This is a genomic window from Hamadaea tsunoensis DSM 44101, from assembly GCF_000428945.1.
GTDB classification, from domain to species: Bacteria; Actinomycetota; Actinomycetes; order Mycobacteriales; family Micromonosporaceae; genus Hamadaea; species Hamadaea tsunoensis.
The window spans coordinates 184,161-197,536 of sequence record NZ_AUAX01000002.1; the positions used below are offsets into that span (position 1 = coordinate 184,161).

Annotated in this window: 10 protein-coding genes; 7 read left to right on the plus strand and 3 right to left on the minus strand. The window is 74.8% G+C overall.

The genetic code is table 11. The features are described 5' to 3' along the window. The first annotated feature begins 84 nt into the window (after positions 1-84). A complete protein-coding gene (locus G401_RS0103460) occupies positions 85-654 on the plus strand; it encodes a hypothetical protein (RefSeq protein WP_157545269.1) in 570 nt (189 codons plus the stop codon). Beyond that, positions 651-2,315: a right-handed parallel beta-helix repeat-containing protein gene (locus tag G401_RS0103465; protein WP_027341411.1), complete on the plus strand. Its 1,665-nt coding sequence runs from the start codon at positions 651-653 to the stop codon at positions 2,313-2,315. The genes G401_RS0103460 and G401_RS0103465 overlap by 4 nt, the downstream gene beginning before the upstream one ends. Positions 2,316-2,351: 36 nt before the next feature. On the opposite strand, the gene G401_RS43160 is transcribed toward G401_RS0103465, so the two are convergent. Beyond that, the gene (locus G401_RS43160) at positions 2,352-2,984 is read right to left on the minus strand and encodes a TetR/AcrR family transcriptional regulator C-terminal domain-containing protein (RefSeq protein WP_034590633.1); all 633 of its coding nucleotides are present in this window, start codon (positions 2,982-2,984) and stop codon (positions 2,352-2,354) included. Between the two features lie 71 nt (positions 2,985-3,055). Here G401_RS43160 and G401_RS0103475 point away from each other — a divergent pair, with 71 nt between their 5' ends. Further along, entirely contained in the window at positions 3,056-3,298 is a 243-nt protein-coding gene (locus G401_RS0103475; RefSeq protein WP_027341412.1) for a hypothetical protein, read from the plus strand. Positions 3,299-3,467: 169 nt separating this feature from the next. Here the strand turns inward: G401_RS0103475 and G401_RS58230 are convergent, their stop codons facing one another. Both G401_RS58230 and G401_RS0103490 read right to left on the minus strand, forming a co-directional pair. Next, positions 3,468-5,603, minus strand: a complete 2,136-nt coding sequence (locus G401_RS58230) for a hypothetical protein (RefSeq protein ID WP_027341413.1) — start codon at positions 5,601-5,603, stop codon at positions 3,468-3,470. Positions 5,604-5,624: 21 nt separating this feature from the next. Next, positions 5,625-9,575 (minus strand): type VII secretion protein EccC, encoded by a 3,951-nt coding sequence (locus G401_RS0103490; RefSeq protein ID WP_027341414.1) that lies wholly within the window; start codon positions 9,573-9,575, stop codon positions 5,625-5,627. Positions 9,576-9,810: 235 nt separating this feature from the next. Between G401_RS0103490 and eccD the strand changes: the two genes are divergently transcribed. The 4 genes from eccD (at position 9,811) to G401_RS43165 (ending at position 13,338) form a co-directional block, all read left to right on the plus strand. After that, positions 9,811-11,187: a type VII secretion integral membrane protein EccD gene (gene eccD, locus G401_RS0103495; protein ID WP_027341415.1), complete on the plus strand. Its 1,377-nt coding sequence runs from the start codon at positions 9,811-9,813 to the stop codon at positions 11,185-11,187. A 5-nt stretch (positions 11,188-11,192) separates the two neighbouring features. Continuing rightward, positions 11,193-12,590, plus strand: a complete 1,398-nt coding sequence (gene eccB, locus G401_RS0103500) for a type VII secretion protein EccB (protein ID WP_027341416.1) — start codon at positions 11,193-11,195, stop codon at positions 12,588-12,590. A gap of 78 nt (positions 12,591-12,668) precedes the next feature. After that, a complete protein-coding gene (locus tag G401_RS0103505) occupies positions 12,669-13,019 on the plus strand; it encodes a WXG100 family type VII secretion target (protein ID WP_027341417.1) in 351 nt (116 codons plus the stop codon). 10 nt (positions 13,020-13,029) lie between these two features. Then, positions 13,030-13,338 carry a WXG100 family type VII secretion target gene (locus tag G401_RS43165; protein ID WP_034590636.1) on the plus strand — a complete coding sequence of 103 codons (309 nt, stop codon included), beginning with the start codon at positions 13,030-13,032 and terminating at the stop codon, positions 13,336-13,338. Positions 13,339-13,376: the final 38 nt, after the last annotated feature.

Sequence of the window (13,376 nt, forward strand, 5' to 3'; positions counted from 1 at the left end):
CCATTGCCAGCGCGGGCAAACGGCGACGGAAAGGCGCGGATCTACTTGCGACGGTCCGAGCCCGGCCGTGCCACAATCGTCGCCATGTCCGAAGTCACCTGTCCCGTGTGCGGCCATTCCGAGCACGGCGACAGCGCGTACTGCGTGAATCCGGCCTGCGGCGCACTCTTGCCGGCGCCGCCCCGCCCGGCGCCCCCGGAACCTGCCGCGGCGGCGCCCACCCCCGTGCCGCCGCCGCGCCGCGCCACCCCGCGCTGGGTGATCGCGGGCGCGCTGGTGGTCCTGGCCGGCGGCCTGGCGGTGGCCTTCATCCTGGGCAAGGCGCCGGCCCGCGCGCCGTCCGCGACCCCGGCCGCTTCGGCCGGCGGGAAGATCGCACCCCAGATCACGGGTGTACGCGACGAGCGCGTCACGGTGACGTTGACCTTCGCCGACCACAGCGGCGGCAAGGCCGCGTTCACCGTCGTCGGGGGACCGGCCGGCGCGGGCGTGACGACGCTGGCCACCGCGCCACGCGGGGCGACCGACGTACGCGTCAACGCCGTGAACCCGGATGTCGAATACTGCTTCACCATCGTGGCGATCCTGTCGGTGGACGTGTACGACCAGTCGCCGCAGGTGTGCACGACCCGGTTCGGAACGCCGAAGCCATGAGCCGCACCCTGCTCGTCTCCGCGGTCCAGAGCGGCGGTTATCCCACGGTGGCCGACGCGCTCGCCGAGGCCGCCGACGGCGACCGGATCCTCATCGGCCCCGGCGAGTACGCCGAGAACCTCGTCCTCGACGCCGGATCGGTGACGCTGGCGGCGGCCGAGCCCGGCACCGTGACCCTGTACGCCGGTGATCCGCAGCAGCCGGTCATCCGCTGCGGATCGGCGGAGGTCCACCTGCGACAGCTGCGCGTACGCGGAGCCGAGAGTGCCGCCCTGCTCGCCGTCGGCACCCGGTTGACGGCCGCCGACTGCGAACTGTCGACGGGGCCGGCCGCGGCCGTGCACCTCGGTTCCGGCTGCGAGTTCGAGCTGGACCGGTGCCGGATCACCGGCGGGCAGTCGGGCGTGCAGCTGGACGGCTGCGCGGGCACGCTGTCGAGCTGCTCGATCACGCGGATCGTGGCGGACGGCGTCCTCATCCGGTCGGCCGACCCGGTCCTGCGCAACTGCGAGATCAGCGACGCCGGCTACCGCGGGATCTACATCTACGACTACGCCCGGCCCACGCTGGAAAACTGCACGGTCGCGCGTACGGGGGACGTGGGAGTGGCGGTCGCCCAGCACAGCAGCCCGGTCCTGCGCCGCTGCCGGGTCAGCGAGACGGGCGGGTCCGGGATCAGCATCGGCGCCGGCTGCGGCGGGGAGATCGTGGGCTGTACGACGGAGCAGACCGCCGCCCCCGGGATCCTGCTGGCCCCGGGCAGCACCGCCGAACTCGTCGACACCGGACGGGCGGTCGCGGCGCGTACGGAGCCGGTGGCCTCGGCCGGGCTGCTCGACACGGCCCGCTCGGAGGAGCTGCTCGGCCGGCTCGACCGCCTCGTGGGCCTGCCCGGCGTCAAGGCCGAGGTACGCGGCATCATCGACGAGTTGCAGGTCAACGAGTGGCGGCGCAGCGGCGGCCTGACGGTCGCCTCGTCCACCCACCATCTGATCTTCGCCGGCTCGCCCGGCACCGGGAAGACGACCGTGGCCCGCATCTACGGTCAGCTCCTCGCGTCGCTGGGCATCCTGCCGAAGGGCGCCTTCACCGAGGTCGCCCGCCGGGACCTGGTCGGCCAGTACCTGGGGCACACCGCGGAGAAGACCGCCGCGGCGTTCGAGGCGGCCCTGGGCGGGGTGCTGTTCATCGACGAGGCGTACACGCTGTCGCGGTCGTTCGGATCCGGTTCGGACTTCGGCCAGGAGGCCATCGACACCCTCGTCAAGCTCATGGAGGACCACCGGCACGAGGTCGCCGTCATCGCCGCCGGATACACCGGCGAGATGCGGGAGTTCCTCGACGCGAACCCGGGTCTCGCATCGCGGTTCAACAAGACGATCGTGTTCGAGGACTACACGCCCGACGAGCTGGTCGGCATCCTCGCGACGCTGGCCGAGCAGCATGAATACCACCTGGACGGCGAGCTGTACGCGGCTCTGGGCGGCTACTTCGCGGCGATCTCCGGCGACCGCAACTTCGGCAACGCGCGGGAGGCCCGCAAGCTGTTCGACGGCGCCCGCAAGGCCCAGGCGCAGCGGCTGCGGCAGTTGCGCCGGATGCCGACCGCCGAGGAGCTCCAGCTGCTGGTCCTGGAGGACCTGACCGGCCTGCTGCCCTGAGCCGCCGCGGCCGCTTGCCGCCGGGCGGACGACCGGTCAGCCGGCGGTCCCGGCGTGGACCGCGGCGCCCGCGATGACCACGTCCAGGCATTCGCGGAACAGGTCGTCGACGGTGCGGCCGGGGCCGAAGTACTCGGAGATCGCGGCCACGACGGTCGGGTGCCGCTCGGCGAACGCGGTCATGTCGAAGTCTTTCAGCGCCTCCGCGTCCGGGCGGGGGGCCTGTTCTTCGAGGACGTGGCCGACCGTGAAGCGTTCGACGGTCAGCACGATCACGCGGGCCTGCCGCAACGGGACGCCCCGCGCCACCAGGGCGCTCATCGCCAGTTCCGAGAGCGCGGCCATCGCCCGGGAGAGCTGAGCGGCGGAGACGACCCGGGCGCCGTCCGGATGGGCGAGCAGCGCCCGGCGCAGCCGCTCGGCCAGCCCGCGCAACCAGTCCTGCCAGTGCTGATCCGGCTCGGGCGGGCCGACGTCGGCGAACTGCTGGTCGAGGATCGCGTCGGCGATCGCGGTGACCAGCGCCGCCTTGTTGGGCACGTGCCAGTAGAGGGTCGGCGACTGCACGCCGAGCCGCGCCGCGAGTTTGCGGGTCGTGACCCCGTCGAGCCCTTCGGCGTCCAGCAGGGCGACGGCCTCGGCGACGATCCGCTGTCGGTCCAACGTCACATCGACACCTCCCCACCGGACTCTATCAGTGATAGGTTCTCTCTATCACTGATAGAGAGAAGGGGATAACCATGACAATCAAGTCCTCGCTGCGCAACCTGCTGCACCAGGCGACGCATCGCCTTCCCGGCGTCCCCGTGCACGTCGACCAGCCACCCGCCCACCAGGGCACGACGGCCCACGGCCGGGCCCGGCACGGCAGCACCCCGCACACTTCGCCGAACCACGGCTGGAACCACTCGCCCGCGCGCCCGCCCCGGTTCCTGCCGGCCTGGCAGCGGCGGGTCGCGGCCCTCTTCGGCCGGGAGCTGTGATGAAGGCGGCGGTGCTGCACGAGATCGGCGGCATCCCCGCTACGAGGACTTCCCCGATCCCGTGGCGGTGACGACGAACTGGTCATCGACGTGAAGGCGGTCGCGGTCGAGAACGTCGACAAGCGCATCGCCCAGCACGCTCGCTGAGATGACCGTGGTGCCGTAGCGGCTATGCGCTTCGCCGCTCCCCCAGCGGCCGGTCCCCGCGAAGCGGGTGGTCGCCGTCGGCCGCGGCCGCGGGTGGCGTCTCGACGGTCGCGGCGACCGGCTCCGGGGCGTCGGCCGGGCGGTCGCCGCGCCGGACGGCCCGGGACCGCAGCACGTCACGGTCGGTCGGCCGGCGCGCTGCCGCCTCCGCCGCGCGGGCGACGGCGGATCCGGCCGGTGGGCGGCCGGTGATCGGCCCTGCTTCCCCGAGCGGCGGAACCGCCAGGTCCCGCAGCGGATCGTCATCCTGTGCCGTCACACCGGTTCTGCGGGCCGACCGGCCGCCGACGAGACCGCCCTCGATCAGCGTGCCCCCGGCCGCCGCACGTCGCGTGCCGCCGCGTCCGCGTCCGCGCGTACCGGGGCCGCCTACGCCGCCCGCGCCGCCCAGTCCGGGCAGGAACGGCACCGTGCCGGCCGCCTCCTGGGCGGCCGCCGCCTCGACCGGACCGACCGGCGGCTCCGCGGGCACCGCGCCGCCGCCCGCCGGTAGGGCAGGCAGCCGGAACCGGCCCGGCAGCGCCGGTCCGGAACCCCGGGGGAACCTGCCCGGCGAGCCGCCGAAGTACCCCGGCACCCGGCCACGCGCCGGCCCACCAGGAAGCCCCGGCAGTCCGGGCAGCCCCGGGAGGCCGGGCAGCCCGGCGCCGCCGGAACCCTGGCCGGCACCGGGCAGGCCCGGCAGGCCCGAGCCCGGGGGCAGCTCCCCGCCTGGGAAGTCGCCGCCGGGGAACGGTGGAACGGTCACCACGCCGGGAGGTCCCGAGCCGGGACCGCCCGCCTGGCCGGGAAAGGCCGGAATCGGCGTACTGCCGGGAATGGCAGGGAGCACGGGCGGGGGGACGGCGGACGGGCCGTCGCCGGGCGCGGTCTGACCCGGAACCACGTCGCCGGGACCGCCCGGAGCGCCGTTGCCCGGCCCGTTGCCGCCCGGTCCGTTGTTGCCGGGCCCGTTGTTGCCAGGTCCGTCGTCTTTCGGTCCGTTGTCGCTCGGTCCGTTGTCGCCGGGGCCGGGGCCGGGGACGTTGCCCGGACCGGGCGGGAGTTTCGGTCCGCTGCCCGGACCCGGGCCGCCGGGACCGCCGGGGCCGTTCGGGCCCTGACCGCCCGGATTCACCGGGTCGGCGAGGCCGAGCAGGCCGTGGTAGCGCTCGACCGGCGCCCAGTCGTTGGCGGCCGCGACCAGGTCGGCGCCCAGCTGCGCGGCGAGCGTACGCGCATGGGCGAGCGCGCCGGAGCGGGCCAATTCGGCTTCGGTCAGCAGTCCACGCAGGGTCTGGTCGCCGGGCGGCAGCGCGTCGATCCGCTTCTGCAGATCGTCCACAGTGCTCCGCAGGTCGCCGGTGAGGCGCCGGATCTCGGCCTGGGCGTCGCGCAGCAGGCCCGCCGCCTTCGTATAGCCGCGAACACGGTCCGGCACGGTGTCGTGCCAGCGCTGCGCGGAGTCCAGCGCGTCGTCGACCGCGCCGTGGAAGGCGCGCCCGCCGGTGCCGAGCCATTTCAGGCCGTGCCGGGAGTCCGCGACCGACCGGCGGGCGGCGGAGATGTCGGCGGCCACCGCGGTCCAGCCGGTGCTGAGATCGTCCGCCAGCGCGGGGTGGGCGGCGAGCAGCAGCCCGGCGATGTCGTCGAGATCGAGATCCTGCCACCGCGTCCAGGTGACCGGCGGCCGGTGCAGGGTGTAGTCGCCGCCGGGAACGGGCTTCGGGACGGCGCCGGGACGGTCGCCGCCGTACGCCGGGCCGGGCTCCTTGCCGTCGACGACGGCCTCCTGGAGCCGGTCGAGGTGGCCGGCGTTGCGCCGCTCGGCCTGCTCGTACCAGTCGGCGGCGAGGTCGGCCGCGTACCCGGTGCTGGCCACGCCGCCGCCGAGATCGGTGACGAACGCGTCGAGCACGCCGAGATCGGCCCGCGCGGCTCCGGCGAAGTAACGCAGCTCGGCGAAGCCGGCCGGCTGGCCCAGCCCGCGCGCGGCGGCGTCGACCCCGCTCAGCGCACCGGCGGAGTCCCCGGCGAACGTGGCCGCCGCGGAATCGGCCGCGGCCCCGAAGGTACGCAGCCCGGTCAGCTCCGCGTGCAGAAGGTCGCCGTCTCCCACGGGGTTCAGCGTACCGGCGGACTATCCATCGAGACCAGTCCCTTGCGGACCCTCCAACCACGACAGTTGGATCAACCGAGCCCCTTCCCGCCGGGTCACCAGGAATCCCCGGCCGGGCGGCTGGGGTCCCGGGCGTACGGTGCCGAGGAGCGCGCCCTCCGACCGGTCGCCCGCCATCACTATGCCGGGGCTGTTCAGGTCGCGCAGCCGCATGATCACCGGGTCGTACGCCGTCCGGGCCGCGCCGCCGCTGCGCCGGGCGATCACCACGTGCAGGCCGATCTCGCGCGACTGCGGCAGCAGGTCCTGCAGCGCCAGCAGCGGATTGCGCTCCCCGGCCACCAGGTCGTAGTCGTCGACCAGGACGAACAGCTCCGGCCCCGACCACCAGTCCCGGGAGCGCAACTGCTCGGGCGTCACGTCCGGCCCGGGCAGCCGCCCCCTCAGCGACGCCGCCGCCTCGCGGATCATCGTGGCCGCCTGCTCCGCGCCGGTCGCGTACGCGAGCAGGTGGCTGTCCGGCAACGCGCCGAGCAGGCTGCGCCGGTAGTCGACGGCGAGGATCCGGGCCTGGGCGGGCGTACGCCGGTCGGCGACGGTCCGGGCCAGCATCCGCAGGAACGCCGACTTGCCGCATTCGTTGTCGCCGAACACGAGGAAATGCGGATCGGCGTCGACGTCCACGCCGACCGGGCGCAGGTCGGACTCGGCCAGCCCGAGCGGGAGCCCCGGTCCGGCGTACGCCGCGGCGACCTCCGCGTAGGGGGCGGCCGTCGGGAGCAGGCGTACCGGCGGGGCGACCGGGCCCGGCCACGCCGACCGGATCGCCTCCACCGTCGCCGTCACCGCGGTGTCGCCGCCGCCGACCGTGCTCAACCGCGGCAGCGCCGCCAGGAACTGGTACCCGTCCGCGGTGATCCCCCGCCCCGGCGACTGCTGCGGAACGTTGGCGGCCGCCCGCCGGCCGATGCTGGAGTCCGACGGGTCGCCGAGGCGCAGCTCCAGTTTGGAGCCGAACAGGTCGCGCAGCGACGGCCGCAGGTCGAACCAGCGGGCCGCCGAGACGACGACGTGCACCCCGAAGGCGAGCCCCCGGTTGGCCACGTCCAGCACCAGCGGTTCGAGGTCCTCGAACTCGTTGCGCAGGGTCAGGAAGCCGTCGATGACGAGGAAGACGTCGGCGCAGCGTACGCCCGGGAACTCGCCGGCGGCGGCCCGGCGGCGGAGCCCGGCGACCGAGTCGCTCCGGTGCTCGACGAAGAACTGCTCCCGCTCGGCCAGCAGCACGACGGTCTCGGCCACCGCCCGACGTACGCGGTCGGGCTCCTGCCGGGTGGCGACGCTGCTCAGGTGCGGCAGGCCGGCCAGCGCCGTCAGACCGCCGCCGCCGAAGTCGAGGCAGCTGAACTGCGCCTGCGCCGGGGTGTTCGTCAGGGCGAGGCTGAGGATCAGCGTACGCAGCAGCGAGCTCTTGCCCGACTGCGGCGCCCCGATGACCACCACGTGCCCGGCCGCGCCGGAAAGCTGACACTGCAACGCTTCCCGGCGCTGCTCGAACGGCCGGTCGACGACGCCCGCGGTGGCCACGAGCGCACCGCGCAGGTCCGGGTCGGCCGCGGTCAGGCCGAGCGGGCCGTCGGCGAGCACTCCACCGAGGACGGTGTCGACGGGCTCGGCCACGCTCAGCGGCGGCAGCCACACCTGGTGCGCCGGTACGCCGTGGCCCGCCAGCCGGTCGGTGAGGATGTCGAGCAGCGTCTCGCCGGCCGCGTCGTCGCCGGGCTCGTCCGGGACCGCGACGACGTTGGCCGCCCGCGCCACGTACGCCGACACGAACGTGGCCACCGTCGCCTCGGCCGGACCGGTCGCGGCGGAGGCGCGGCGGTGCGCCCCGGAGACGTAGGCCGCCCGGAACCGGGTCAGCTGCTCGCTGCCGTACTTGAGGTAGCCGTGGCCGGGGGCTCGGGGCAGCGAGTAGCCGTCGGTGACCCCGAGCACCGCCCGGCTCTCCATCGGCGAGAACGTCCGCAGCCCGATCCGGTAGGACAGGTGGGTGTCCAGGCCCCGCAGCCGGCCCTCCTCCAACCGCTGGCTGGCCAGCAGCAGGTGCACGCCCAGGGACCGGCCCAGCCGTCCGATCTGGACGAACATGTCGATGAAGTCGGGCTTGGCCGTCAGCAGCTCGCTGAACTCGTCGCAGATGATCAGCAGGCTCGGTACGGCGGCCAGCGGCGCACCGGCGGCGCGGGCCCGCTCGTAGTCGCGCAGCGACGCGTAGTTGCCCGCCCGGCGCAGCAGTTCCTGGCGGCGGACGAGTTCGCCGTTGATCGCGTCGGCCATCCGGTCCACGAGGGGCAGCTCGTCGGACAGGTTCGTGATGACCGCGCTGGTATGCGGCAGCGCGTCCAGCTTGGTGAAGGTCGCGCCGCCCTTGAAGTCGACGAGGACGAAGTTGAGGATCTCCGGCGCATGGGTGACGGCCAGCGCCAGCACGAGCGTCCGCAGCAGCTCGGACTTGCCCGAACCGGTGGCGCCGACGAGCAGCCCGTGCGGGCCCATGCCGTCCTGGGCGGACTCCTTGAGATCGAGTTCGATGCGCTCCCCGGCCGGCCCCACCCCGATCGGTACGCGCAACCGGTGCCGGTTGGGCCGCGCCCGCCAGGTGACGGCCGGGTCGAGGTGCTGCGGATCGGTCAGTTCGAGCAGCTCGGTGAGGTCGTGGGTGACGGTCATCGCCTGGTCGGCCCCGGCGGCCTGGGCCAGCCGCAGCGGCGCCAGCTGGTGCGCCAGCCCCTCGGCGACCGCGGGCGGCGTCTCGTCGGCCCGGCCGAGGACCTGCTCGCCCGACTGCGTCCGGGCCGTCATCGTGCCGTCGGCGGCCACGTGCAGGACCAGCTGCGTACTGTCCGGGTGACGGGGCGGCTCGCCGCCGACGAACACCATGGTGGCGCCCTCGATGCCGGCGTCGACGCCGAGATGGTCGGCCCCGGCCGTGTCGCCGCCGTCGATGACCGCGATCAGGTGCGGCCCGGTGTGACCGACCTCCGTCGCGGCCGGGTTGAACCGCGGCCGGGCGACGAGCAGGTCCTCCAGCATCGCCTCCAGGCCCGCCACCGTACCGCTGACCAGGCGCAGCGGCCCGAGCGCGTCGGTCTGGCGGGGATGGGCGCCGTGCGGCAGCCATTTGACCCACTCCCAGCCGAAGCGCTCCTGCTCCCCGGCGCAGACCGCGATCATCATGTCGTCGGGTGCGTGGAAGAACGCGGCCTGCGCCAGCAGCGAGCGCACCGCCGAACGCGCCTGCCCCAGGTCGCCGTGCAGGTGGATCGTGGCGAACCCGTCCAGGGCCACGACGATCGGCAGCTCGCCGACCTGCTGGTAGGTCGCCATGAACCGGCGCAGGGCACCGGCGCTGACCGGCTCGGCCCGCTCCACCGGCACGGACGGCGGCGGTATCAGGGCGGTGGCCAGCTCGCGCGGGCCGAGGCCGAGGCGCAGCTGGGCGAAGTCGGGGTCCGCCGGGCGGCGCTCCCACAGCCGGGAACTGTCCACCAGCGACCACAGCAGGCCCGGGGCGGGATGCCGGTAGTACTCGCCCGCCCGCTGCGCCCGGATCGTGCCGCGCACGGTCCGGCGCCTGGCCGCCAGGTCGAACAGGTACGACCGGCGCTGGCGGTTCATCTCGGCCTTGCCGCCGCCGCTGCCGAAGCGCGAGAACTGCGAGCCGACCATGCCCAGCATGGCGACGCCGAGCAGGCCGCCGGTGACCATCCGCAGGGCTCCGCCGGATCCGCCGGCGAACAGCACCGTCATCGCGACCGCGCCGGCCGCCATCGGCAGCACCATGATCAGCCGTCCGGCCCAGCCGCCCTCGGGTTCGGGCACCTCCGCCGGCGGCTCCAGGACAAGGTCGCCGGCCGGCAGCACGGGAGCGGTCAGGCGCGGCCGCCGCCGGCGGATCAAGGTGGCCATCGGGCCATGATAGTGACGATCGACGGCTCTTTGTCTATGGTGGACGCGATCTGTCGTGGACGGCGGCCGGTCGCGTCCCCCAGCCGGGCGCGCATCGGCGGCGACCGCGGTTCGCGCGGCGGATCCGGCCGCCCGGCGCCTTCGGGCGGTCGCGACGATCTGTCGACCGTGGGACCGCGGGGCCGCCGTGCGGCCGTCCGTGCCCGCGGTACGGCCCGCGGGCGGGAGAGGCTGGATGACACTGGAGCAGACCGGGCTGGCGCGGATCATCGTGATCGCGCCGCACCGGCGGGTCGAGATGACCGTCCCCGAACACGTTCCGCTCGCCGGCATCCTGCCGTCGCTGCTGCGCCACGCCGGCCCGACCCTGGCCGAGGACGGGATCGCGCACGGCGGCTGGGTACTGCGCCGGGTGGACGGCGTACCGCTGGATCCGGCCCGGTCCCTGGCGATGCTCGGCGTGCTCGACGGGGAGACGCTCGTCCTGGCCCCGCACGACCGGCACTGGCCCGAACCGGCCTTCGACGACGTCGCCGAGGCGATCGCCGACGGGGCCGCCCGGCTCGGCGCGGCCTGGAGCGGCCGGGCCTCGCTGCGTACCGGCCGGGCCGTCGCGGCACTGGCCCTCACCGCCGGCCTCGTGCTCACGCTCACGGCCGCGCCCGGCGCGCTCACCGGCGGACTCGCCGTCGCCGCCGCGGCACTGCTGCTCGGCGCCGCCGTCGTCGTCGACCGGGCGGGCCGCGACGCCGAAGGGGCCCGGCTCCTCGGCACGTTCGCGATGCTCGGCGCCGCCGCCGGTGCGGCCCTGCTCGGCGCCCGGGGCGGACACGCGCTCCTCGAACCGTGGCCGCTCGCCGGAGCCCTCGCCGCCCTGCTCGCCACCGCGCTGCTCGGCGAGGTCCTGATGCCGGCCCCCGTCTTCGCCGCCGGTGCCACCCTCGCCACGGGGCTCGGCGCCGGCGCCGTCCTGGCCGCCACGACCGGCGTACCGGTGGCGGCCGCGGGCGCGCTCGTCGCCGCGCTCGGCACCGCCGTCCTGTTCGCCCTGCCCCGGTGGGCCATGTCCCTCGGCGGGCTGACCGCGCCGGGCGTACCGACGCTGACCGGCGAAGCCGAGGACCCCGCGCCGCCGGCCACCGACCTCGCCGCCGCCGTGCGCCGCTCGGACACGCTGCTCACCGGCCTGCTCTGGGGCACCGCCGGCGCGGTCGCCGTCGGCGAGGCACTCGCCCCGAACCGGTCCGGCGCGGGCGGCCTGCTGCTGACCGCCGCCGTCGCCCTCGTCTGCGCGCTGCGCTCCCGAGCCTTCGCCGCCGTGCGCCATCGCGTACCGCTGATCGCCGCCGGCTGCGTCGGCCTGCTGTCCCTTCTCGTGTACGCGACGCGGGGCGCACCGCGTACCCCGGCATTCGCCTGTGCGGTGGTGGCCGCGGCGCTGCTCGTGGCGCTCGTGGCGCTCGGGACCGGGCGGCGGCTCGCCGGCCGGCCGGCGGCACCGCAGTTGGGCCGGCTGGCCGACGTCGTGTGCCTGCTGGCCGCGACCTCGGTGCCGATCCTGGCGGCCCTGGTGCTGGGCCTGTTCGGGGCGATGTACGGCCTGGGCGGCTGACCGGGATGCTGAGCCGCCGCGACCTGATCCAGTCCCGCCAGTACCTGCGCCAGCGCCAGGTACGCGCCCTCGTCGCCCACCGCCCCGATCCGCTGGACTGGGCCGGGCGGCACAGCGGCGCGACCGTGTTCGCGGGAGTCATGCTGCTCGTCATCGGGCTGGCCGGCGCGGCCGTCGCCGGGCTGCTGTTCCCCGGCGGCGCCACCGGCTGGCAGAGCTGCACCGCGATCGTCATCGAACGCGAGACCGGCACCGCGTACGCGTGCGACGCGACCCGGCCGGTGCTCTTCCCGACCGCCAACTTCGCCTCCGCTGCGCTGCTCATGCGGACCACGGCGACCGTACAGGTGTCGCGGGCCGCCCTGACCTGGCCACGCGGGGAACTCCTCGGGCTGCCCGGCGCGCCCGGCGACCTGCCGCCCGCGGCGAACTACCTCGACGGCGCCTGGAGCGTGTGCGCACTGTCGTCCATGGACGGCGGCCGGCCGGCCCGGGTCACCGTCGTCCTGCCCGGCGCGACCCCGGACGGCGCCACCGCCCTGCAGAAGCGGGCCGTTCTCGTCAGCGGCCCCGACGGCACCCGGTACGTGATCTGGAGCGGCCGCCGCTACCGCGTGCGCGACCCCGGCTTCGTGCTGCCCGTCCTCGGCTTCTCGGCGCAGGACGGCGTACCGGTCGGGGACGCGTGGATCGCCTCGGTCCCGGGCGGCACCGACCTGGCGCCGATCGACGTTCCCGGAGCCGGGGGCCACCGCGCCGGATTCGCCCCCGCCCCGGTCGGCCGGATCGTCACCGCCGGCGGGCGGCTGTACGTCGTGCGTACCGACGGGCTGCAGGAGGTGACCCCGCTGCAGAGCCTCCTCGTCCGCGGGCTCGCCCCGGCCGCGCCCGCGGTGCCCGTCGCCGCCGCCGATCTGGCCGCCGGTGGCATCCTGCCGCCCCTGGCCACCGGCGGCACCGCGCCCGCCCCCGCCGAGGTGCCCGACTTCGCCCGGCCGGCCGGCGGTCCAATCTGCGCGGAAATGATCGCCGACCAGGTCACCCTCGTCCTCGATGGACGGTTGCCGGCCCGGGCCGACGCCGTCGCCCCCCAGCACGCGCAAGGGCCGGGCGGCATACCGCTGGCCGACGCCGTCCTCGTCGAACCCGGCCACGCCGTGTACGCCAGGTCGCTGTCCAGCCCGCAGGCGACCGGCGGCGCCCTCGTACTCGTGACCGACCGCGGCGTACGCCACGCGCTGCCCTCCGCCGCGGTCGCGACGACGCTCGGCTGCCCGGCCGACCGGCCGCCGGTGGGCGTACCCGCCGCCCTGCTGGAGCGGCTGCCGGCCGGCGTGGCCCTCGATCCCGACGCCGCGAAGTCCCCTGTGGACGAGAACTTCCCCACGACACCTTCTCGATGAGGCGCACTGCCGATATCGTGGAGCACGGCGGCGAACCACAACTTCCCATCCCGATTCACTCCGTGGGAGGAGTTGCTGGTGCAACCGAACAATCTTCTGCACGCCAGTCCGGCCGAGTTGCAGGCCGCCGCACACGAGATCGGCCTGGCGTACCAGACCCTCAACTCGATCCAGACCAAGCTGACCGGCGAGCTCGACCCGCTGCTGCTCGGCAAGGCCTGGGAGGGCCCGGCCGGCCGCGAGTTCAAGTCGCTCTACCACCGCTACGCCACCCAGGTGAACCGCATCCACCGGTCCCTGGAGCTGCTCGGTGAGCTGATCCGCAAGTCGGGCGGCCACTACGACGCCGGCGAAGTCGACGCCCACCACAAGGTGAGCACCGTCGACGTGCCCACCAACATCACGTCCGTGCTCTCGCCGGCGAACTGAGGAGGACGACATGGGTTCACCCGACACCATCCGCTATGAATTCCTCCAGCTCGAGCACGGCGCGCTGGCGCTGCAACAGGCCGTGGCCGGAGCCGAGGGCGAGCTGTCCGACCTGCGCGGCAAACTCGCGACCATCCTCGCCGAATGGGAGGGCAGCGGTGACGAGACCTACAAGGAGGTGAAGCGCATCTGGGACGGCGCGGCCAACGAGTTCCAGGCCATCGGCGGCCAGATCGGCCGGGTCGTCACCGAGGTCGGCACCGAGATGCGCGAGACCGAGGCGCTCGTCGTCAAGACGGTCGGGTCACACCACATCTGACCATCATCCGGATCCGCAACCGGGGCCGGGTCGTCTTC

Excerpts from the sequence above, each read along its gene's own strand:
- G401_RS0103460 (WP_157545269.1), top strand. The coding sequence starts at position 85 with ATGTCCGAAGTCACCTGTCCCGTGTGCGGCCATTCCGAGCACGGCGAC.
- G401_RS0103465 (WP_027341411.1), top strand. The coding sequence starts at position 651 with ATGAGCCGCACCCTGCTCGTCTCCGCGGTCCAGAGCGGCGGTTATCCC.
- G401_RS0103475 (WP_027341412.1), top strand. The coding sequence starts at position 3,056 with ATGACAATCAAGTCCTCGCTGCGCAACCTGCTGCACCAGGCGACGCAT.
- G401_RS0103490 (WP_027341414.1), bottom strand. The coding sequence starts at position 9,575 with ATGGCCACCTTGATCCGCCGGCGGCGGCCGCGCCTGACCGCTCCCGTG.
- eccD (WP_027341415.1), top strand. The coding sequence starts at position 9,811 with ATGACACTGGAGCAGACCGGGCTGGCGCGGATCATCGTGATCGCGCCG.
- eccB (WP_027341416.1), top strand. The coding sequence starts at position 11,193 with ATGCTGAGCCGCCGCGACCTGATCCAGTCCCGCCAGTACCTGCGCCAG.
- G401_RS43165 (WP_034590636.1), top strand. The coding sequence starts at position 13,030 with ATGGGTTCACCCGACACCATCCGCTATGAATTCCTCCAGCTCGAGCAC.